Source organism: Undibacterium sp. JH2W, assembly GCF_049340425.1.
GTDB lineage: Bacteria > Pseudomonadota > Gammaproteobacteria > Burkholderiales > Burkholderiaceae_D > Undibacterium.
In genome coordinates, this window is sequence record NZ_JBMPOT010000004.1 from 213,310 (window position 1) to 234,768 (window position 21,459).

Annotated in this window: 14 protein-coding genes and 1 pseudogene; 10 read left to right on the forward strand and 5 right to left on the reverse strand. The window is 51.2% G+C overall.

Annotated features, from left to right (window positions below):
- Positions 1 to 2: 2 nt before the first annotated feature.
- The 3 genes from ACO0LC_RS07390 to ACO0LC_RS07400 all read right to left on the reverse strand — a co-directional run bounded on the left by ACO0LC_RS07390 (position 3) and on the right by ACO0LC_RS07400 (position 3,790).
- Complete coding sequence (locus ACO0LC_RS07390) at positions 3 to 947, reverse strand: hydrogen peroxide-inducible genes activator (protein WP_423001999.1); 945 nt, start codon at positions 945 to 947, stop codon at positions 3 to 5.
- A gap of 382 nt (positions 948 to 1,329) precedes the next feature.
- Positions 1,330 to 2,241, reverse strand: a complete 912-nt coding sequence (locus tag ACO0LC_RS07395) for an SDR family NAD(P)-dependent oxidoreductase (RefSeq protein WP_423002000.1) — start codon at positions 2,239 to 2,241, stop codon at positions 1,330 to 1,332.
- Positions 2,242 to 2,971: 730 nt separating this feature from the next.
- Positions 2,972 to 3,790, reverse strand: a complete 819-nt coding sequence (locus ACO0LC_RS07400; RefSeq protein WP_423002001.1) for an SDR family NAD(P)-dependent oxidoreductase — start codon at positions 3,788 to 3,790, stop codon at positions 2,972 to 2,974.
- A 134-nt stretch (positions 3,791 to 3,924) separates the two neighbouring features.
- Here ACO0LC_RS07400 and ACO0LC_RS07405 point away from each other — a divergent pair, with 134 nt between their 5' ends.
- On the forward strand, positions 3,925 to 4,803 hold the full coding sequence (locus tag ACO0LC_RS07405) for a LysR family transcriptional regulator (RefSeq protein WP_423002002.1): 879 nt from the start codon (positions 3,925 to 3,927) through the stop codon (positions 4,801 to 4,803).
- A 24-nt stretch (positions 4,804 to 4,827) separates the two neighbouring features.
- On the opposite strand, the pseudogene ACO0LC_RS07410 reads toward ACO0LC_RS07405, so the two are convergent.
- Positions 4,828 to 5,314: pseudogene (locus ACO0LC_RS07410) on the reverse strand (GNAT family N-acetyltransferase).
- Between the two features lie 6 nt (positions 5,315 to 5,320).
- Positions 5,321 to 7,477 (reverse strand): ATP-dependent DNA helicase RecG, encoded by a 2,157-nt coding sequence (recG, locus tag ACO0LC_RS07415; protein WP_423002003.1) that lies wholly within the window; start codon positions 7,475 to 7,477, stop codon positions 5,321 to 5,323.
- Between the two features lie 195 nt (positions 7,478 to 7,672).
- On the opposite strand from recG, the gene queA reads away from it, so the two are divergent.
- The 9 genes from queA (at position 7,673) to ACO0LC_RS07460 (ending at position 21,441) form a co-directional block, all read left to right on the forward strand.
- Complete coding sequence (queA, locus tag ACO0LC_RS07420) at positions 7,673 to 8,722, forward strand: tRNA preQ1(34) S-adenosylmethionine ribosyltransferase-isomerase QueA (protein ID WP_423002004.1); 1,050 nt, start codon at positions 7,673 to 7,675, stop codon at positions 8,720 to 8,722.
- Positions 8,715 to 9,848: a tRNA guanosine(34) transglycosylase Tgt gene (gene tgt / locus ACO0LC_RS07425; RefSeq protein WP_162039972.1), complete on the forward strand. Its 1,134-nt coding sequence runs from the start codon at positions 8,715 to 8,717 to the stop codon at positions 9,846 to 9,848. The genes queA and tgt overlap by 8 nt, the downstream gene beginning before the upstream one ends.
- 124 nt (positions 9,849 to 9,972) lie before the next feature.
- Complete coding sequence (locus ACO0LC_RS07430) at positions 9,973 to 11,496, forward strand: flavin monoamine oxidase family protein (RefSeq protein WP_423002005.1); 1,524 nt, start codon at positions 9,973 to 9,975, stop codon at positions 11,494 to 11,496.
- Positions 11,497 to 11,722: 226 nt separating this feature from the next.
- Entirely contained in the window at positions 11,723 to 13,174 is a 1,452-nt protein-coding gene (locus tag ACO0LC_RS07435) for a YdgA family protein (RefSeq protein WP_423002006.1), read from the forward strand.
- Between the two features lie 333 nt (positions 13,175 to 13,507).
- Complete coding sequence (gene yajC / locus ACO0LC_RS07440; protein WP_423002142.1) at positions 13,508 to 13,774, forward strand: preprotein translocase subunit YajC; 267 nt, start codon at positions 13,508 to 13,510, stop codon at positions 13,772 to 13,774.
- A gap of 78 nt (positions 13,775 to 13,852) precedes the next feature.
- Entirely contained in the window at positions 13,853 to 15,730 is a 1,878-nt protein-coding gene (gene secD, locus ACO0LC_RS07445) for a protein translocase subunit SecD (RefSeq protein ID WP_423002007.1), read from the forward strand.
- 33 nt (positions 15,731 to 15,763) lie between these two features.
- Positions 15,764 to 16,786: a protein translocase subunit SecF gene (gene secF, locus ACO0LC_RS07450; RefSeq protein WP_423002008.1), complete on the forward strand. Its 1,023-nt coding sequence runs from the start codon at positions 15,764 to 15,766 to the stop codon at positions 16,784 to 16,786.
- A 306-nt stretch (positions 16,787 to 17,092) separates the two neighbouring features.
- The gene (locus ACO0LC_RS07455) at positions 17,093 to 18,358 is read left to right on the forward strand and encodes an efflux RND transporter periplasmic adaptor subunit (protein ID WP_423002009.1); all 1,266 of its coding nucleotides are present in this window, start codon (positions 17,093 to 17,095) and stop codon (positions 18,356 to 18,358) included.
- Positions 18,355 to 21,441, forward strand: a complete 3,087-nt coding sequence (locus ACO0LC_RS07460) for an efflux RND transporter permease subunit (protein WP_423002010.1) — start codon at positions 18,355 to 18,357, stop codon at positions 21,439 to 21,441. The genes ACO0LC_RS07455 and ACO0LC_RS07460 overlap by 4 nt, the downstream gene beginning before the upstream one ends.
- Positions 21,442 to 21,459: the final 18 nt, after the last annotated feature.

Here is a 21,459-nt window from a genome sequence, read left to right on the forward strand (position 1 = left end):
AATTATTGAGTGCTAGCTGCTTCGTCGAGCATGGTGACGCCAGGCAGGTCGCAAGCCAGCACGGCCTTGCGTATGGCTTCTATGGCAGCCTGACGGGTAAAACTCTTGCGCCAGGCAATCACTACACGGCGGTCTGGTGCGGGTGCAGTAAACGGTAGATAACGCAGCATGCCATCCCTGGTATCCAGATCAGGCACTGAAGCCATCGGTAACACCGTGATGCCTATGCCAGATGCCACCATATGACGTATGGTTTCCAGTGAAGAGCCTTCAAAGGTGCGGGCTATGCCGTCACCGGCCGTCGAATAGCGCGACATTTCCGGGCACACTTCCAGCACCTGGTCGCGGAAGCAATGACCATTGCCTAGCAAGAGCATGGTTTCTGATTTCAATTCTTCGGCTGAGACTTCTTTGCGGTCAGCCCAGGCATGGTCACGTGGCATGGCAACTACAAAGGGTTCGTCATACAGCGGTTGTACCATCATGCCCTGGTCGGGCAGGGGCAGGGCCATGATGGCTGCATCGAGCTCACCCTGGCGCAATAATTCCATCAGTTTGACCGTGAAATTCTCTTGCAGCACCAGAGGCATTTGCGGCACCTGCTGTATCATGGTTTTCACCAGGGTAGGCAGCAGATAAGGGCCTATGGTGTAGATGACGCCAAGGCGGAAAGGGCCAGCCAGCGGGTCTTTATTTTGCTTGGCGATTTCCTTGATGGCAGCGGTTTGCTCAAGTACACGCTCAGCCTGGGCAACAATCTGCGCCCCTAGCGGAGTAGTCGATACTTCGGTGCCGCCACGTTCAAAAATAGTGACGCCCAGTTCATCTTCGAGTTTTTTGATGGCAACAGACAAGGTAGGCTGGGCGACAAAACAAGCTTCTGCCGCATGGCCAAAATGCTTTTGCCGGGCTACGGCAACGATGTATTTTAATTCTGTGAGTGTCATGCCGTTAGTTTGGCACAGACTGAGGGCAGCGTCAGCAAGAGCTTTGTATAGAAGCCGAATTTTTTCCTGGATTTAACAATGGTAAGGGGAGTATTTCCTGATAGTCATACTGTATATACGATATCTAGCAGTTTTGGCGCATACTCTGCTTAAAACTAAATTCTTTATGCGACGTTCACTGTTTGCGGGATTATTGATTTGGCGCAGTATCTTGACGCTGATTGGTGATAGATGGGCCGTTAAGCCACGCACCCTGTAGGAGCGGCTTCAGCCGCGAACTCTCAACACAAGCAGAATGCCTGATACGGCCAGGGGTTCGCGGCTAAAGTCGCTCCTACAGAATGATAGAAGCGCTTGCTCATATTTGAGAAGAGATTCAGCATCAGCCTTTAGACTGACTCATGGCCTTGGTTAATTCCAGATGCCCTTGTGCTGCGCCGCTTTCAGGCACAGCTTCACCCTCACGCTGGCGCACTTCGGTCAGGCGTGCAGCCAGTTGCTCAGGCGCATCATCCCCGCGGCCTACCCAGACACCTTGGGTCAGGGTGATATTCGCTGCTTCAAAACTGCCAGCGCCTGCACACAGGATGGCTCGGCTAGGTGCCTGCTCAGACGCCAGCACCAGCATCGCGGGCACTACATCAGATGGCTGGAGGGCTTGCAGGAATTCGGCCGGGAACAGACTTTCTGTCATGCGGGTTGCAGCGGTTGGTGCCAGACTGTTGACACGAATATCATACTTTGCACCTTCCAGCGCCAGCGTTTGCATCAAACCTACCAGCGCCATCTTGGCAGCACCATAATTTGACTGGCCAAAATTACCATATAAGCCAGAAGAGGAAGTGGTCATGACGATGCGACCATATTTTTGCTCTGTCATGATGGCCCAGACTGCCTTGCAGCAATGCACTGCCCCCATCAGATGCACATCCAGTACCAGCTTGAAGTCAGCTATATCCATCTTGGCAAAACTCTTGTCGCGCAAGATACCGGCATTATTGACAAGGATGTCAATTCGCCCCCATTGCGCCATAGTGTCTGCCACCATAGACTGTACCGCTTCAAAATCAGTGACCGAGGCGCCATTGGCTATCGCCTCGCCACCCGCGGCACGAATTTCTTCGACGACGGCCAGCGCAGCAGCGGACGAACCGCCAGAGCCATCACGTGCACCACCCAGATCATTGACCACCACTTTGGCACCACGCGCAGCCAGCGCCAGCGCATGTTCACGTCCCAAACCACCACCTGCACCGGTCACGATGGCGACACGGCCTTTGAAATCTATAGTCATTACTGATCCTTATATTGTGTGTGTACATAGCCAGTGTGTTTGGCATTTGTGCGTTGGTCGTCTTTAGGTTCTGGGGGATTTTACCTTGACATGAGGTGGGGGCGGTAGTTGTGATTTTGGCTATGGGGTGGGGAGGGTGATTTGCCAATGGGGATTTGCACTCTCAGCAAATTGATGCAGGTTTGCTCGGATGATTTTTATCGAAGCCATTTCTCTATATTTTACCCAACTCCTTAATACGTCATTCCAGCGCGGGGTTAGCTGGAATCCAGTGGCGTTCTTGGTATATCGCGGTGTGATTTACCTTCAGATTCTTATTGTTTTACGTCTCTGCTTCTCAAATGCATGCACGCATATTTTAAGGTTGCCGGCCGGTGGTAGACCGGCAGCTACACGCCTTTTTGCTTCGCCAAAAAGGTGTGCCAAAAAGGCGACCCAGGCGTCGTCGCCCCCTGAAGGGGGTTCCCGTTTGTGCAGTACAAAAAATGGGAAATGCCCGAAACTCGCTGCGCTCAAACACGGGCATTTCTAATCCATTTTCTGTACCGCACAAACGGCGTCGACACATGGGAACTGCAAAAAGTCAAAAACAACAGCAACCCCAAAACACAGGTTGATTGACCATCCTCAATGACATATACGTAGTGGCCGCCAGCCCGAAACCCGGCTTGCATATACGAAGGATAGACGTTTTTATAAAAACTTAAATGTACAACATAGGTGCCCGCCCTCAAACATGCTCCGCCACAAACCCATTAAACCAGGGGCGCAAGCCGCCTATGGTAAAACCGCCATCCACCAGCAAACTTTGCCCGGTCACAAAACGCGCGTCGTCGGACAATAACCACAGTACGGCATCGGCTACATCTTCCGGCTGGCCTATGCGCTGCAATGGGGTTTGCTTCTCGAATGGCAAGGCAGATGTTCTGGATGCCAGTACACCGCTGGCCATGGGGGTGGCGATGATGCCGGGGCTGACGTTGTTGATGCGGATTTGCAAGGGGCCGACTTCGACTGCGACCGTGCGTGTCAATGCGTCGAGAGCGGCTTTGCCTGCGGCATAGGCGGACAGGCCAGGCATGGCACCGTGTGCAGTCCAGGAAGAGGTGTTGACGATGGCGCCACCGACACCGGCTGCCTGCATGGCGGCGATTTCATGTTTCAGGCAGGCGAAGACACCGCGCAGGTTGGTCGCCATGACAGCATCGAAGTCAGCCAGGCTGGTTTCCTGGAAGGGCTGGAAGCCACCCAGGATGCCAGCGTTATTCCAGGCCATATGCAAGCCGCCAAAGGTGGACACGGTTTTTTCTACCAGTGCCTGGACTTGTTCGGCATCAGATACATCGGCGGGTATAGCCAGGGCGATGCCGCCTGCTGCCTTGATTTCATCGGCAACCAGATTTATTTCTGCGGGGCGTCGGCCGGCGATGACGACATTGGCCCCTTCGCGACCAAAGCGCAGGGCAGCGGCTTTGCCCATGCCCGTTCCCCCACCTGTGATGAGGACAGTACGATTGGCAAAACGGGAGGCAAGTGTGGTGATGGTCATTGTGTAGCTCCAAAAAGTGTGCGGGAATCGCTTTTGTTTGCCAGCGAAGGCTGCAAACAAGGCTCTATTCTTATTTGAAACTAAATTGAGATAAATGAGTCTATGATTGATACATCTATAATCAGGAGTGTTGAATGGATTTGCTGGAAAGCATGAAGGTCTATGTTCTCGCCGTGGAAAAAGGCAGCCTCAGCGGGGCGGCCACGGCCTGCGGGATTTCTGCAACCATGGCGGGCAATCATTTGCGCATGCTGGAAAAACGTCTGGGCATGCAATTGCTGCAAAGGACTACCCGACGTCAGCACCTGACAGCTTTTGGCGAGGATTACTATGCGCGCTGCAAGGAAATCCTCAGACTGGTGTCTGAAACCGACAAGCAGGCACAAAACCTGCAACTGGCGCCAGCGGGCAAGCTACGTATTACTGCGCCAGTGACTTTCGGTACAGAAGCCTTGATGCCAGCATTGTCAGAATATCTGGCATGCTATCCTGAAGTCAGCGTTGATGTGGCCTTGTGCGACCGTGTGGTGGACCTGGTGGAAGAGGGGTTCGAAGCAGCCATAAGGATAGGTCAATTGCCAGACTCTGCCTTGATCGCCAAATCACTGAGCCTGTATCGCCTGATGATTTGCGCCTCACCTGATTACCTGGCGCGCAAGGGCGCACCATGCAAGCCTGAAGATTTGACGCAGCATGAATGCCTTTCCTTCAGTCCGGCAGCCATCACCAACTGGCGTTTGCAAGATCAGGATGAGATTTATCGCGTACCGGTTACCGGCAGACTGCAAGTCAATCATGGCCAGGCTTTACGGGTAGCGGCCCTGCATGGTCTGGGCATCATCTTGCAACCAGCGATCTTGCTGGAAGCAGATGTGAAGGCCGGGCTATTGGTGCAATTATTTCCCGACTATGAATTGCCCAGTCGTGCACTGAGCGTGGTTTATCTGCAAGACCGATATCGCACGCCCAAGCTACGCAGTTTTGTGGATTTCATGGTGGAGAAATTTGGCTGATCTCCATTAACCAAGGTGATGAGGTCAGGCATTGCCAATTTTCTTTTGCATGATGATCGCCCCACCGAATTCCGGGTTCAGCTCATAAGGTGCAAAGCCTTCTGTGCGATACAGATTTTGCGCACGGGTATTTCCCTCCAATACCTCCAGCGTCATCTTGCAATAAGCCAGTTGCTCAGAGAGTGCAGTCAGGTGCTGCATCATTTTATTGCCTATACCCTGACCGCGAAAATCAGGATGTACGGCAAAGTCGTGGATGTTCAACAGCGACTTGCAGGCGAAGGTGGAAAAGCCTTCTATGCAAATCGCAAATCCAACAGCCTGATCATCCACATAAGCAAGAATGGCGCGCGGTATTGCGTTTCTTGAGTTCGCTAATGAGATTGGCTTGCGCATAATCAGACAGGGCTTCACCACCACCCATGGCGTCCAGCGCATACATATTGAGCATGCTGACCAGGTCTTTCGTATGTTGCGGGTTATTGAAATCAACATCGACGATATTCAGCAAAGCTTTTTATACGCGTAAAAATTCTTCTTTATATCCCAGCCAGCGCTCCAGGTGAGCGGCAACAGTGATCGGGTCATTTTTTAATAATTCATCGGCCAGATTGCGCGCCTTGTCGACCAGCCATTGATCCGTTTCCAGATTGGCAAAGCGCAGCATGGCTTCGCCGGATTGACGTGCTCCGAGGAATTCACCCGGGCCGCGCAATTCCAGATCCTTGCGGGCGATTTCAAAACCATCATTACTCTCGCGCATGGTGGCCAGCCTTTGCTTGGCAGTACCACCCAGCGGGCCTTGATACAGCAGCAGGCAGACACTGGCGGCGGCACCGCGGCCTACGCGGCCACGTAGCTGATGCAATTGTGACAGGCCAAAACGTTCAGCATGTTCTATCACCATCAGGCTGGCATTCGGTACATCGACACCAACTTCGATCACCGTGGTAGCCACCAGCACCTGGCTGTCATTGCGGATGAAGGCTTCCATCGTGGCCTGCTTTTCTGCCGGTTTCAGGCGGCCATGTACCAGGCCTACCTTCAGTTTTGGCAGGGCTTCAGCAAGCATGGTGTGTGTCTCTGTTGCTGTCTGCAATTGCAGGGTTTCTGATTCTTCTATGAGTGGGCAGACCCAGTAGACTTGTTTGCCTTCTTGTCCGGCTGCCTGTACGCGGGCGATGACTTCATCGCGACGATTCTGGTCGATGACACGGGTGACAATAGGTGTGCGGCCTGGTGGCAGTTCATCAATGACCGACACTTCCAGATCAGCATAGTAAGTCATCGCCAGGGTGCGCGGGATAGGCGTGGCCGACATCATCAACTGATGTGGCACCTTGCCCGCCTCGGTCTTGTTGGCCAGGTTCAGGCGCTGGCTGACACCAAAGCGATGTTGTTCATCGACGATGACCAGGCCCAGTTTCTTGAATTGCACGCTGTCCTGTATCAGGGCGTGAGTGCCTATCACCAGTTGTGCTTCGCCGGAACTGATAAGGGCATTGGCAGCGTCTTTTTCTTTTTTCTTCAGACTACCTGTCAGCCAGGCTGTCTTCACGCCTAGAGGTTCCAGCCAGGCGGCGATTTTCCTGAAATGCTGTTCTGCCAGAATTTCTGTCGGTGCCATCAGCGCTGCCTGGAAACCATTGTCTATGGCTTGCGCTGCTGCCAGTGCAGCAACGATGGTTTTGCCGCTGCCTACATCACCCTGCAACAGGCGCTGCATGGGGAAGGCTGCACGCAGATCATTGCGTATCTCGGCCAGCACTTTTTCTTGTGCCTTGGTTAATGAAAATGGCAGGTTCAGCAGGAAGGCATTGCTGAGTTCGCCCACCAGTGGCAGGGCATTCGCGCCTTTGCTGCGGCGGGTGATCTGTGCGCGCTTCAGTGATAATTGCTGGGCCAGTAGTTCATCGAATTTCATTCGTTCCCAGGCAGGGTGTTCACGTTCTATGAGACTATGCTGATCGACATCTGGCGGTGGATTATGCAGTATGCGTATGCTACTTTCAAAATCCTGCAAATGCAGGTCGGCCAGGCGCGCAGGCGACAGGGTGTCGCGCCAGTTGACGCGTGTCATGGCATTGGCAATGGCCTTGCGCAATAAAGCTTGTGGGACCCCTTCGCCGGATGGGTAGACTGGTGTCAGCGCAGTTGGCAGCGGCGCACCTTCATTAACGATCTTGTAATGCGGATGCACCATTTCTGCACCAAAGAAACCATGGCGTAATTCACCACGCGCCCGCACCCGCACTCCTACCGCCATTTGCTTGGTCTGGTTGCCATAAAAATTCAGGAAGCGCAGTACGACCTGGCCACTATCGTCGGCAATCGTCACGACCAACTGGCGGCGCGGGCGGTACTGGATATCGCATTCTGTGACCACGCCCTCTACCTGTACGCTGCTGCCACCACGGAAAGAGGCATCCCGCATGCTGACGATTTCAGTCTCATCTTCATAGCGCATGGGCAGGTGCAAGACAAAATCCATGTCCTTGCGCAAACCCAGTTTGGCGAGTTTTTCACTGGCTTTGGCTGCCGGGCTGGCAGTTGCCTTGGCTTTTTTTGCAGGTTTTTTGGAACTGGAGTCAGGCAAGGCAGTGATGCCAGCGATAGCTGCATCAGCTTGTGTATTTTTTAACTCTGCACTTGCACTTTGGTCTTCAGCGGCCATGGGGTGTAAAATGGTGGGTTTTGCTGTTAGCTTACTTTTTTCAGGAAATTCACAAAACCTTGGTTTCAGGCTGTTTGTCTGTGATCTTACCCGGGTTTGCTACGATAGTGTGCATTCTACTGGTATTTTATACAGTGTAAAGTAGCTTTATGTCTGTTTTTCCTGTTTTACCCCCGTTTTTTGTAGAATTTTTGCATGTCTTACTCCCTAAGTGATTTTGATTTTGAACTGCCCGAGGCTCTGATCGCGCAAACACCTTTGCCCGACCGCACCGCTTCGCGCCTCTTGCATGTTGACGGTGACAAGCTGGTTGACAGGCATTTTGCTGACATCATAGACCAGCTTAATGCCGGTGATTTACTGGTCTTTAATGATACCCGCGTCTTGAAAGCCCGTTTCTTTGGCGTCAAGGAAAGTGGCGGCAAGATACAGATGCTGGTCGAGCGCGTGCTGTCGAATAATGATAAGGAACGTAGCGTGCTGGCACAGATGCGTGCTTCCAAGTCGCCACTGCCGGGCAGTAAAATCCGCCTGGCTGATAGTTTTGATGTCATCGTCGGTGAGCGTGTCGGTGAGTTTTTTACCCTGTATTTCCCGTCCGATATCTTCACCCTGCTGGAAACATTCGGCCGCCTGCCTTTGCCGCCGTACATAGAACATGATGCTGATGACTTTGACGAGCAGCGTTATCAGACCGTGTATAACCGCGTGCCAGGTGCGGTTGCAGCACCAACCGCTGGCCTGCATTTTGACGAGGCGCTGTTGCAACGTTGCCAGGACAAGGGCATCAAACTCGCCTATGTAACCCTGCATGTGGGCGCGGGCACTTTCCAGCCTGTGCGTACCGAGAACCTGGCAGATCACCAAATGCACAGCGAATGGTATACCGTGCCGGATGAGACCGTGGCAGCCGTGCAGGCCACCAAAGCCGCAGGCAGCAAAGTGGTGGCTGTTGGTACTACCAGCATGCGTGCACTTGAATCTGCTTCACAAACAGGCAGCTTGCAGGCAGGCAGCGATGACACCCGCTTGTTCATCACGCCCGGTTATGTATTCAAAACCGTGGACAGGCTTATCACCAATTTCCACTTACCAAAATCCACTTTGATGATGCTGGTATCGGCATTTGCCGGGTATGATCGCGTCCGCGCTGCTTATGCTCACGCTATCGCTCAACAATATCGTTTTTTCAGCTATGGCGATGCCATGCTGCTGACCAATTCCTCCGGGGAAGACCATGCTTGAATTTACACTGATTAAAAAAGATAAAACTACTGCTGCACGTCGTGGCCGTGTCAAAGTCAACCATGGTGAAATCGAAACGCCTATCTTCATGCCAGTCGGTACTTATGGCTCGGTCAAGGCCATGTCGCCGCTGGAATTGAAAGAGATAGATGCGCACATCATCCTCGGCAATACCTTCCATCTGTGGCTGCGTCCTGGCACAGAAGTGCTCAACAAATTTGGTGGCTTGCATGGCTTCATGGGCTGGGATAAACCTATCCTGACTGACTCAGGTGGTTTCCAGGTATTCTCTTTGGGCGCAATGCGCAAGATCACGGAAGAGGGCGTCAAGTTTTCTTCTCCTATCAGTGGTGAGCGCCTGTTTTTGTCGCCAGAGATTTCCATGCAAATCCAGCGTTCCCTGAATTCTGACATCGTCATGCAGTTCGATGAATGCACACCGTATGAAATTGATGGCAGACCAGCGACAACAGAAGAAGCGGGCAAATCCATGCGCATGTCTTTGCGCTGGGCCAAGCGTTCCATTGATGAATTCAACCAGGGTGAAAACCCGAATGCCCTGTTTGGCATCGTACAGGGCGGCATGTTTGAACACCTGCGTGATGAATCCCTGGCTGGCTTGAATGAACTGAATTTCCACGGTATAGCCATCGGCGGCCTATCTGTAGGCGAGCCCAAGGAAGACATGATGCGCGTACTCGCGCACGTAGGTCCCAAGCTGCCAGAAAACAAACCGCATTACCTCATGGGTGTGGGCACACCAGAAGACCTGGTGGCTGGTGTCGCCAATGGCATAGACATGTTTGACTGCGTCATGCCTACCCGCAATGCACGCAATGGCTGGATCTTCACCCGCTTTGGTGATATTAAAATTAAAAATGCCCGTTACAAGGAAGAAAAAGAACCGCTGGATGCGACGTGTGAATGTTATGCCTGCAAGAATTTTTCGCGCGCCTATCTGCATCATTTGCACCGCACCGGCGAAATTTTGGGCGCTCGTTTGAACACCATCCACAATCTGCACTATTACCTGGATTTGATGAAAAACATCCGTAAAGCACTCGACGATGAGCGCTTCCCTGAGTTTGTACAGCAGTTCCATGCTGACCGCGCGCGCGGCGTTTGAGCTTGTTTTTGATTTAATACGGTAAATAAGCAGGCCATGGCCAGTTTTTCGAATTATATTCAGGCTGCTTGCAGGCAAAATGGCGCTCTCGTCCGTATGGACAAATGATTACTAGAGGTCTGATATGAATTATCATCCCGTCATTATTGCCGGCGGCGGCATTTCTGGTCTGTACTGCGCCTGGCGTCTGGCGCTGGCTGGACAAAAAGTCGTGGTGTTGGAAGCCTCCTCTGACCGTTGGGGTGGCCGCATAGAGACTGAAGACCTGGACGGCTTCATCGCAGAATGGGGCCCCATGCGTTTCGAGCCCACGCTGCAACCGCGCTTCGATAAATTGTGCCGTGACCTGGGCGTCAAGCTGACCGAGTTCAGCGGCCCCGAAGGTGAGGAAGTCAATGCCCCCACCTATGATTTGCCCGCAGAAGAAATGGGACTCAATTCCCTGCAACTCCTCAAGCGCGGCATCATGCTGGTCATGGGGCAAGACCCACAAGACCAGGCCTGGATAGATGCCCAGACCGAAGCCGATTACCAGCGCATGCGCAAACATGCCCAACTCAATGGCCAGCCCTTGTGGAGCATGGGTTTCTGGAATGCCATGTCTGCCGAAGGTGCGCTCAGCCATCTGGCATTGACCAAGCTGCGTGATACTGGCACCTTTTATCACATGATCCCGGAAAACCTGAATGCGATAGAGTGGATCATCTGGTGGCTGCGCGCCCTGAAAACCGTAGGTCAGCAACTGGCCAGCGTCGATGGCGGCACGGCCAAACTGACGGAGAGCCTGATGGCCAAATTGCGCGGCCTGAGCAATGTCACCCTGGCCGGTGGTCATATGCTGACTGGTTTCAAGCAAATTGCCATGGGGCAGCCCAGGCTGGAGCTGGATGTACATACCAAGAACGGCAATATACAGTTGCAGACTGACAGGCTGATCCTGGCTTTGCCCAGAATGCCACTGGTAAAACTGGCGTCCTGCCTGCCTGAGCATGTTGCTTCACAGCTTGACGCTGTCAATGGCTTTCCCATGCTGAAACTGTTCTTCGTGACGGATTCACCGTGGTGGGATTATTCGCAACGTCCGCAACAATATGCGAGCTGCCTGCCTACCCGTGAAATCCATTACTTCCGTCGCCCGCAAGGACAGGACAAGGATGGTCATGGCATGGTCTTGCTGTACATGGATCGCCCATCGACGGAATTCTGGAAACACTATGTCATGGAGGCCGACAAGCATGACCGCGCCGAGATAGATCAGAACGTCAAGATCGTCGATGCCTTCTCCCTGTTCGTCGCGCGCGATGTCAAACGCCTCGTCGATATCAAGCGTTCAGGCTTGAAACTGACTGACCAGGCCCAGCACATGTTTGAAGAAAAATCGCTGGAAGATACCCGTGATTTTATCAAGAACTCCATCGTCACTTACGGCATACGCGACTGGGCGAGAGCACCTTATGGCGCAGCTAATCATGGCTGGCAACCAGGTGTGCGTTCATGGAAGGTCATGGATGTGTTCAAAGCTTTTGACTTTGGCAGCGGTGCCAAGAATATCCACATCGTTGGTGAGGCATATTCTGATTACCAGGGCTTTGTCGAAGGTGCTTTGAATACTTCTGAACTGGCACTGGCGACCATACGTGTCAGCTAAAACTGTCACACAGGCGGCATAAGAAAAGAGATGGCAAGCCTAAGTTTGCCATCTTTTTTTTCGGGCAGATTCATCTCATGTTGCATGTGCACATACCTAAGTATGGTTAGCTCAATGCAACAATGACAATCCCAAAGAAGCTTGTTACACTCCTTGCTGGCCGTATTGGTCGGTATTGTGTAAATGGCAATTATGTTGCTTAATCTTGTTTAAGCGGAGGAAGTTTGTGAATAAAAGTACGAAACTGATCGCGGTGGTAGTGGCTCTGGCGGCGTCATATCCGGCAGCATCCTGGTACACCGGAAAGCGTGTAGAAGCCAAGTTGACCGAGTCCAATGATCAGGCCAAGTCTTCTCCCTATGTTAAGGTCGTCAAGCAAGATTACAAGCGTGGCGTGTTCTCTTCTGTGCAGGATACGACACTGGAACTGACACTGGCGAATTTCCCTGGTGCGAAAAAATCAGATTTGCCTTTGCCCGAGGCTGCAGAGACACCTCAAGCACCTGCTGATGGTAGTGCACCTGTAGATCCTGCTGCGGCAGCTGCAAATGTCGAGGCTAAAGAGCCCAAACCATTGCAAATCCACTTTATCAACCATATCCAGCATGGACCTTTGCCAGGTTTCGCAGGTTTTGGCGCGGCTTCCATCAAGACTGAACTGGTTCTGGATGCAGAAAGCAAGGCAGAGCTTGCCAAAGTGTTTGGCAATGCCAGCCCTCTGGAAATTTCATCTCGCTTGAATTATGGCGGCAGCGGCCGTGTCACTATCTCCAGTCCTGCGTTTAATACAGTACTGGAGAAAGACAAGGAAAAAGTCGTTTGGCAGGGTTTGACGATGGAAGTTGGTTTTGGCAAAGACTATAAAGATGTTAACGTGAGTTTGAATGCGCCAGGCTTGACCGTAGATGGCCAGGATGGCAAGGCATTCAAATTTGCTGGCATCAGTGTCAAGGGTGACGTCAGTGTGGCTTACCCTGCGACCAATTTGTATCTGGGCAAAACTGAATCCTCCATCGCCAGTATTAACTTCACAGATCCCGCTGAAGCCAAGAAAAGCTTTACGCTGGAACAATTTAAGCTGACTACCGATGCCAATCTGAAAGATGACCTGTTCGATGTGCTTGCCAAGATTGGTGTTGGTAAATTCACTATTGACCAGCAAACCTATAGCGACTTCCATTATGACTATGGTGTCAGGCGTTTGCATGCACCTTCACTTGCAAAAATTTCTACGGCCTATTCAAAGGCTGGCGGAGATCCTGAAAAGATGGCTGCTTTGAAGACGGTGTGGGAAGAAGTTGCTCCCCTGGTATTGCAAAAAGAGCCAGAGTTGTTTCTTGAACGTTTGAGTGTCATGACGGCAGATGGTGAAGCCAAACTGGCAGGAACGGCAAAAGTGGTGGGCGCTACGGCAGCAGACTTTAATAATCCCATGCTGATGCTGACAAAAATACAAAGTAGCCTGGATGTGACCTTGACCGAAGGCCTGGTAGCAAAACTGGGTGGAGCATCACAAAAAGATCCGGAAATGCAAAAAGCAGCAATGGATGCCATGAACCAGCAAGTATCGGCTTTCGTAGAGCGTGGCTATATTAATAAGAATGGCAAACTCCTGAGTTCCAAGATTGAATGGAAGCAAGGTAGCCTGACTGTGAACGGCAAGCCATTCAGCCGTTAAAAAATTGTTTTTTTAATAGCAAATTTCTTTAAGCAATAAAAGACAGGTAGTCACTCGCCGCTGGCGGTGACTACCTGTTTTCACTTATATGGGCTGCTTTCTTGGCAGATATCCTGACAATTACCAGTAATTTGTATAGGCAATGCTAAAATAGGGAGCTTTGCCGATTGAAAAAACGGCTTTTGGTGTTATATACCAGGAATTGCAACAATTTGTATCCGGTTTCATACCAAGGAACTGGTGATCCATTATTAAAATGACAGGAGTCTGAACGTGTTTATTTCCAATGCTTATGCACAAGCAGCCGCTGGCGGCGATCTCCAGAGTAATCTGATGAGTATGTGGCCTTTGCTCCTGATGGTTGTAGTGATGTATTTCCTGATGATACGTCCACAGATGAAGCGCCAGAAAGATCAAAGAGCAATGATGGATGCTCTGGCCAAGAATGATGAGGTGGTTACAGCTGGTGGTATTCTCGGCAAAGTAAGCAAGGTGACAGATGCCTATGTAACGATAGAAATTGCCAATGGCACCGAAGTTGTCGTGCAAAAAATGTCGATTACCATGATGCTGCCCAAGGGCACGATTAAAGCGATTTAATCAGTACATAACGGCAACGCAGTCCACAATGACCTGGGCTGCGTTGTGCTTTTTTAGCTTCCAATTATTTTTCCCATTATGAATCGCTATCCACTCTGGAAGTACATACTGATTCTGATCGCCCTGGTGTTCGGTACTATTTATACCGTGCCCAATTTCTTCGGCGAATCACCTGCAGTGCAAGTCAGTAGCGGTAAAGCCACTGTTAAAGTTGAAGCTGACATGACCAGCCGCGTAGAAAAAGCGCTGCAAGAGGCTGGCTTGAAAAGCAAGGATATTTTCTACGAAAATAACGGTGTGCAAGGGACAGTCCGCGCCCGTTTTGAAGATACTGATACTCAGTTCAAGGCCAAGGCTGCTTTGGAAAAAGCCCTGAATGCTGATCCTGCAGACCCTACCTACACACTGGCTTTCAACCTTTTGTCGAATACACCAAAGTGGTTGCAAAGTTTGCATGCACTGCCCATGTATCTGGGCCTGGATTTGCGTGGTGGTGTGCATTTCCTCATGCAAGTCGATACCAAGGCTGTCCTGAACAAGCGCATGCAAGGTCTGTTGTCCAGTGTGCGTAGCAATTTGCGTGAAAAAGAAGTCCGTCACGCTGGCCTGAGCCGCGATGGCGATCTGATCAAGGTGAAATTCCGTGAAGCAGAAGAACGCACCAAGGCCAAGAATGTCTTGCTGTCACAGATGACAGATGTCGATTTGCTCGATACCGCTGGTAGTGATGGCGCTGATTTTGGTTTGCAAGTCAGCCTGAAACCCAAAGCCTTGAAAGATGTCATTTCTGAAGGCATCAAACAAAACATTACCGCCTTGTCCAAACGTGTCAATGAATTGGGTGTTGCTGAACCTATCATCCAGCAGCAAGGTGCTGACCGTATCGTTGTGCAATTGCCAGGTGTGCAAGACGTTGCGCGCGCCAAGAGTATTATCAATCGCCTGGCTACGCTGGAAGTTCGTCTGCTCGACGAAAGTGTCATCGGTACTGTCGATGCGAATACCCCTGTACCTTATGGCGCAGAAAAGTTTATCTCGAATCGCGGCGAGTATCTGATACTTAATAAAGAGCCCGTCATTACAGGTGATGACATCACTAATGCCACGTCCAGTTTTGATCAGCACCAGCAACCTGCTGTCAGTGTTGACTTGAATGGTGATGGCGGTAAAAAAATGGGTAATGCGACCAGTACTCGCATAGGCAAGCGCATGGCGATAGTCTTGTTTGAAAAAGGCAAGGGTGAAGTTTTGATCGCTCCTACTATCAATGACGAATTGCGCAATCGTTTCATTATCACAGGCATGGGTACTTCTTCTGCTGCCGGTGATCTGGCTTTGCTGTTGCGCGCCGGTTCCCTGGCCGCACCGATGGAAATCATAGAAGAACGCACTATAGGCCCACAACTGGGTGTAGAGAACATCAAGCAAGGCCGCAATTCCACCATTTATGGTTTTGCTGCGATTGCTGTATTCATGATGGCTTATTACCTGATGTTTGGCTTCTTCAGCGTGCTGGCACTGTCATTCAACGTCTTGTTGCTGGTAGCCGTATTGTCACTGATGCAGGCGACTCTGACCTTGCCTGGTATTGCTGCGATTGCGCTGGCCTTGGGTATGGCGATTGATGCCAACGTGCTTATCAATGAACGCATACGCGAAGAATTGCGTGCTGGTAAATCGCCACAAAAAGCCATAGAAGAAGGCTTTGATCATGCCTGGGCAACAATTCTGGATTCCAACGTGACCACCCTCATCGTTGGCCTGGCTTTGCTGGTCTTTGGTTCTGGTGCAATACGTGGTTTTGCTGTGGTTCACTGCCTGGGTATCGTGACTTCGATTTTCTCATCTGTGTTTGTGTCGCGCGGTGTGGTCAATTTCTGGTATGGAAGAAAGAAAAAATTATCGTCCATCTCGATTGGCCAAATCTGGAAACCAACAGAAAACGCCTTGAAGTAAGCGTCCAGCCAAACAAGAAAACAGGAATTCATTATGGAATTATTCCGCATTAAAAAAGACATACCTTTCATGCGCCATGCGCTGATATTCAATGTCATTTCTGCTCTGACCTTTGTTGCAGCCGTGTTTTTCCTGCTGCACAAGGGCTTGCAATTGTCGGTTGAGTTTACTGGTGGTACGGTCATGGAAGTGACATACCCCAAGGCAGCCAATGTCGATGCGATACGCCACAAAGTAGAGGAGCTGGGTTTCAAGGATTCACCAGTACAAACCTTTGGCAAAGCACAGGATGTGGTCATACGTTTGCCGGAAACCAAAAAAGATGCCAAGGTCTCAGTTGCGGATACCGTCTTTGAGGCGCTCTGCAAAACTGAAAATGGTAACCTGACCAAGGCACCGGCCAGTGCAGGAAGTGGTAACACCGCAGAAAAACTGGTGTGTCAGGATGCTGCAAAAACCGAGCTGGTCAAACTGCAAAGGGTAGAACTGGTTGGTGCACAAGTGGGTGATGAACTGGCTCACGATGGCTTGATGGCCTTGCTGTTCGTGATACTGGGCGTGATGCTGTATCTCGCCATACGCTTTGAATGGAAGTTTGCGGTAGCTGCGATTGTCGCCAACTTGCATGACGTCATCATCATCCTGGGTTTCTTTGCCTTCTTTGAATGGGAATTCAACTTGTCAGTGCTGGCAGCGGTGCTGGCGGTGCTGGGTTACTCAGTCAATGAGTCCGTGGTTATTTTTGATCGTATCCGCGAAAATTTCCGCAAGCAGCGCAAGATGTCGGTAACTGAAGTCATCGACAATGCAATTACCAGCACCATCTCACGTACCATCATCACTCATGGCTGTACGCAGTTGATGGTCTTGTCGATGTTGCTGATAGGCGGTCCGACTTTACATTATTTTGCAGTTGCTCTGACGATAGGTATTTGCTTTGGTATCTACTCTTCCGTCTTTGTGGCAGCAGCGATAGCCATGTGGCTGGGTGTCAAACGTGAAGACTTGATCAAGCCCGTTAAGGAAAAAGATGATACTGACGGCGCAGTTGTATAAACATGTGTATGCGCATGTTTTAAAACCATGCGATTGTGTCTCTTCCATGTAACGGAAGGTATCTAAAATGAAAGCCAGCCGATGTGCTGGCTTTTTCTTTGTTAGCATTCCGGTCTGAACTTTTTGATGTTGTATTGAGTCTCAGGGGCGGTTGCAAAACGAAGCAAATGTAGCGATCAAGTTACTATTAGTTGCCACTATTCGTCGCGACTATTGTCTATTAATAAAATGATCAAGCCAGTGCAAGTAGCTGGCTGCGTAATGCAAAAGTCTGTTGGGCGTACCTCTGCACTGGATAACAATAATATGAGCAAATTCAAAACCCTGATCATCGTTGCAGCACTGGCGGCCATAGCTGGCTCGGCTTACATTTTCTCCAAATCGTCTGATAAAAGCACAGGTGAGGGAGCATTGGCAAAAGCAGGAAATGGCGCTGGTGCAGCACAAAATCGTCCGGTCAGCGTTTCCACCATCATTGCGCAAAAGCGTGATTACGATGTCAAAATTACTGCAAATGGCGTAGTTTCCCCATTGAATACCGTGGATATCCGTCCACAAGTCACCAGCACGATAGCCAAGGTGCATATCAAGGAAGGGCAGTTCGTCAAAGCTGGTGATCTCTTGTTCACACTGGATAGCCGCGCAGATGAAGTCAATCTGGCCAAGGCGCAGGCACAGCTCGATAAGGATTTGGCAACGCTGGCAGATAATCAGCGGCAACTGGTGCGCAGCAAGGACTTGTTCGCCAAAAAATTTGTTGCTCAAAGTGCCGTTGATAGCAGTCAGACCCTGGTCGATACCCAGCAAGCCGTGATAGCTTCAGACAAGGCTGCCGTGAATGCAGCCCGCGTCGCCCTCAGCTATAACCGCATTGTTGCACCATCGGCTGGCCGTACCGGCATCATCAGCGTTTTCCCAGGTTCGCTGGTGCAACCAAATGCGACGACCGTGCCCATGGTCAGTATCACCCAGATGGACCCGGTGACGATTACTTTCCCGCTGCCACAACGCAATTTGCCAGATGCGCTGGAAAGCCTGAGGCGTAGTGACAGCTATGTCATGGCCAACTTGCCTGACACCGCCATCAAGTTCAAGGGCAAGCTACAGTTTGTTGACAACGCCGTCGATGCCGCTTCCGGCACGATCAAGGTCAAGGCCGTGTTTGACAATAAAGAATTGAAACTCTGGCCAGGCGCTTATGCCAATCTGGAGCTCAGCGTGCAAACCTTAAAGGATGTGGTCGTGGTGCCGCAGGATGCAGTGATTGTTGGTCCGCGCGGCAAGTCTGTGTATATCGTTGACGAAGAAGGCAAGGCCATCATGAAGCCCGTTGTTGTCACTGATAGTTTTGGTACGGATGCCGTAGTCAAGGGTATAACCGCAGGTGCCAAAGTCGTGCTGGATGGTAAGCAAAACTTGCGCCCTGGTGCCACCGTCAAGGAGCGTAATGGCGATGGTAAAGAGGGCAAGGGAGGCAAAGAAGATCAGGCCAAGGGCACGGATAAGTCTGGGGCTGCCAGCAGTGCTGCATCCAAGTCCTCGCCCGCAGCTTCCGCAGCGAGTGCATCATGAATTTGTCAGAATTATTCATACGCCGTCCGGTGATGACGGTATTGTTGAATTTGTCGATTGTCGTCGCCGGCATCCTGGCCTACCGTTATATTCCGATCGCGGCTTTACCCAGCTATAACACGCCGGTCATCAGTGTAGGTGCCAATTTGCCAGGTGCCAGCCCCGAGACTATGGCGACTTCAGTGGCTTTGCCGCTGGAAAAGCAATTTGCCACCATACCTGGTTTATCTATCATCAGTTCCAGCAATACCCTGGGCTCGACTTCGCTCACGCTGGAATTTGATCAAAATCGTAATATCGATGCCGCTGCTGTGGATGTGCAGGCGGCATTGCTGCGCGCCCAGCGCTCTTTGCCGGTGGATATGACTTCACCGCCTTCTTATCGCAAGGTCAACCCGGCTGATGCGCCGGTGCTCTTCATCGCCCTGACTTCGCCATCCCTGAGCTTGTCAGAATTGACCAGTTATGCCGAGCATTTGATTTCACCAAGCTTGTCTACACTGGAAGGCGTAGCCCAGGTTAATATTTTTGGTATCAAACGCTATGCAGTACGCATACGCGTACAACCAGACGCATTGCAGGCCCGCAATCTGACGCTGGACGAATTGTCTGCCGCCATACGTACCTCAAACGCCAATACCCCTGTCGGTACATTGGAAGGTGACAAGCAAACCCTGACCCTGCTGGCCAACAAGCAATTGCAGAGTGCGGCAGAATTTGCCGATCTGGTAGTCAGCAATAAAGGCGGGCAAGTCGTGCGCCTGCGCGATGTTGCCCAAGTCGAAGACAGTTATGAACAGGTTAAGACAGCCGCCAATTTCAATGGCGAAAGCTCTATCACACTGGCAATACAAAGGCAGACTGATGCCAATACCGTCAAGGTGGTTGACTCTATCAAGGCTGCCTTGCCTGGCTTCAAGTCGCAATTGCCCGCTTCCGTCAGAATGAATCTGGTGAATGACCGCTCGGTATCTATCCGAGATGCCTTGCATGACGTCAACCTGACACTTTTGCTAACGATCTTTTTGGTGGTGATCGTTATCTTCCTGTTCTTGCGTCGCATGGTGGCGACGGTCATTCCTACTTTGTCCTTGCCAGTATCCCTGATAGGGGCGATCAGCCTTTTGTGGGGTTTTGGATATACGCTGGATAATGTTTCGCTGCTGGGTTTGACGCTGGCCGTTGGCCTGGTGGTCGACGATGCTATCGTCATGCTGGAAAACATCATGCGCCATGTCGAGCATGGCGAGCCGCCTTTCAAGGCAGCGCTACAGGGTTCGCGTGAAGTGGGTTTTACCATCATTTCGATTTCCACTTCGCTGGTGGCGGTATTTATTCCCATCTTCTTCATGCCTGGCGTGATAGGACAGTTATTCCATGAATTTGCGGTCATCGTCAGTCTGGCCATCGTTGCCTCTGCCTTTGTCTCACTGACCCTGGTCCCCATGCTGGCCAGCCGCTTCCTGAAAAGCGAACATGAGTTGAAAGAACCACCCAAAGTGGTAGCAGCCATGCTGCATGTGTTTGAAAACAGTTTTAATGCCTCCCTGCGTTCGTATACGCGTGGCCTGGACATGGCATTGCGCCATCGCAAACTGGTGTTGCTGATTGCATTCGCGACTTTTGCCGCTACGGCCTATTTGTTCAATGTCATACCCAAGGGCTTTTTCCCGCAAGAAGACATAGGCCAGATCAATGTGTCTACTGAAGCGGCGGAAGAAACCTCCTTCCCTGCCATGGTGATTTTGCAGGATAAGGTCGCCAAGATCATACGCGACGATCCTAATGTGGCAACGGCGACCTCTTTCAATGGTGGTGGCGGCTCACAAAATACCGGGCGCATGTTCATCAACCTGAAACCACGCGATCAGCGCAAACCCATGAAGGATGTGGTGGATGGCTTGCGCAAGAAACTCAATGAAGTACCAGGCATCGCGGTTTTCCTGCGCCCTACGCAGAACTTGCAACTCGGCGGTCGTCCCAGCAAGAGCCAATACCAATACATACTGCAAAGTGTAGAAGCCGGTTCTTTGAGTGACTGGGCTATCAAGCTGCAAGAAAAATTGCGTACTGACACAGGCTTCAAGGATGTGACCACAGATTCGCAATTGAAGGGCTTGCAAGCCAGTATAGACATAGACCGTGATCGCGCCAATGCCCTGGGCGTGAACATGGATAGCATACGTTCTGCCCTGTATAGCGCCTTTGGTGAACGCCAGATATCGACCATGTACACCAATGTCGATAGCTATCAAGTCATCATGGAAGTAACGGCTGATGCCAAAAAAGATGAGGATGCGATCAAAGGCATTTACCTGCGCAGTAATACCGGTGCCCTGGTTCCTTTGTCCAGCGTGGCAACGGTCAAACGTACGGTCGGCCCGACGGCGATCAATCACGTAGGGCAATTGCAGGCGGTGACGGTTTCCTTCAATCTGGCACCCGGCACAGCCCTGGGTGAAGCGACCAATCGTATAGAAAAATATCGCGATGAAATCAAATTGCCAGCTTCCATCATCACTTCTTATGGTGGCGATGCAGCGGTGTTCAAGGATTCGCAATCTGGCCAGGTAGTATTGATTGTTGCGGCCTTGCTGGTCATCTATGTCTTGCTGGGTGTTTTGTATGAAAGTTATATCCACCCCATCACCATTCTGGCTGGCTTGCCTTCGGCAGCCGTAGGTGCCTTGCTGACCTTGCAAATGTTTGGCGAAGACCTGACCCTGATTGCCACGATAGGTATCTTGCTCTTGATAGGTATCGTCAAGAAAAACGCCATTATGATGATCGATTTTGCGCTCGATGCGCAAAGACATCAAAATATGACGCCGCCAGAAGCCATACGTGAAGCCTGCATACAACGCTTCCGTCCCATCATGATGACGACGCTGGCAGCGCTGGTAGGTGCCTTGCCAATTGCCCTCGGTCTGGGTGCGGGCGCAGAATTGCGCCAGCCCCTGGGGCTAGCGGTCGTCGGTGGTTTGATTTTTTCACAGGCAATTACCCTGTTCATTACGCCAGTGATTTATCTTGCACTGGACCGTTTCAGCGGTAAAGGACCTATTGTCGGTGACAGTTTGTAAACGTTAGTCACCTTAGTG

Excerpts from the sequence above, each read along its gene's own strand:
- tgt (WP_162039972.1), top strand. The coding sequence starts at position 8,715 with ATGCTTGAATTTACACTGATTAAAAAAGATAAAACTACTGCTGCACGT.
- ACO0LC_RS07395 (WP_423002000.1), bottom strand. The coding sequence starts at position 2,241 with ATGACTATAGATTTCAAAGGCCGTGTCGCCATCGTGACCGGTGCAGGT.
- ACO0LC_RS07460 (WP_423002010.1), top strand. The coding sequence starts at position 18,355 with ATGAATTTGTCAGAATTATTCATACGCCGTCCGGTGATGACGGTATTG.
- ACO0LC_RS07455 (WP_423002009.1), top strand. The coding sequence starts at position 17,093 with ATGAGCAAATTCAAAACCCTGATCATCGTTGCAGCACTGGCGGCCATA.
- queA (WP_423002004.1), top strand. The coding sequence starts at position 7,673 with ATGTCTTACTCCCTAAGTGATTTTGATTTTGAACTGCCCGAGGCTCTG.
- ACO0LC_RS07400 (WP_423002001.1), bottom strand. The coding sequence starts at position 3,790 with ATGACCATCACCACACTTGCCTCCCGTTTTGCCAATCGTACTGTCCTC.
- ACO0LC_RS07390 (WP_423001999.1), bottom strand. The coding sequence starts at position 947 with ATGACACTCACAGAATTAAAATACATCGTTGCCGTAGCCCGGCAAAAG.
- secF (WP_423002008.1), top strand. The coding sequence starts at position 15,764 with ATGGAATTATTCCGCATTAAAAAAGACATACCTTTCATGCGCCATGCG.
- ACO0LC_RS07405 (WP_423002002.1), top strand. The coding sequence starts at position 3,925 with ATGGATTTGCTGGAAAGCATGAAGGTCTATGTTCTCGCCGTGGAAAAA.
- ACO0LC_RS07430 (WP_423002005.1), top strand. The coding sequence starts at position 9,973 with ATGAATTATCATCCCGTCATTATTGCCGGCGGCGGCATTTCTGGTCTG.
- yajC (WP_423002142.1), top strand. The coding sequence starts at position 13,508 with ATGAGTATGTGGCCTTTGCTCCTGATGGTTGTAGTGATGTATTTCCTG.
- recG (WP_423002003.1), bottom strand. The coding sequence starts at position 7,477 with ATGGCCGCTGAAGACCAAAGTGCAAGTGCAGAGTTAAAAAATACACAA.
- secD (WP_423002007.1), top strand. The coding sequence starts at position 13,853 with ATGAATCGCTATCCACTCTGGAAGTACATACTGATTCTGATCGCCCTG.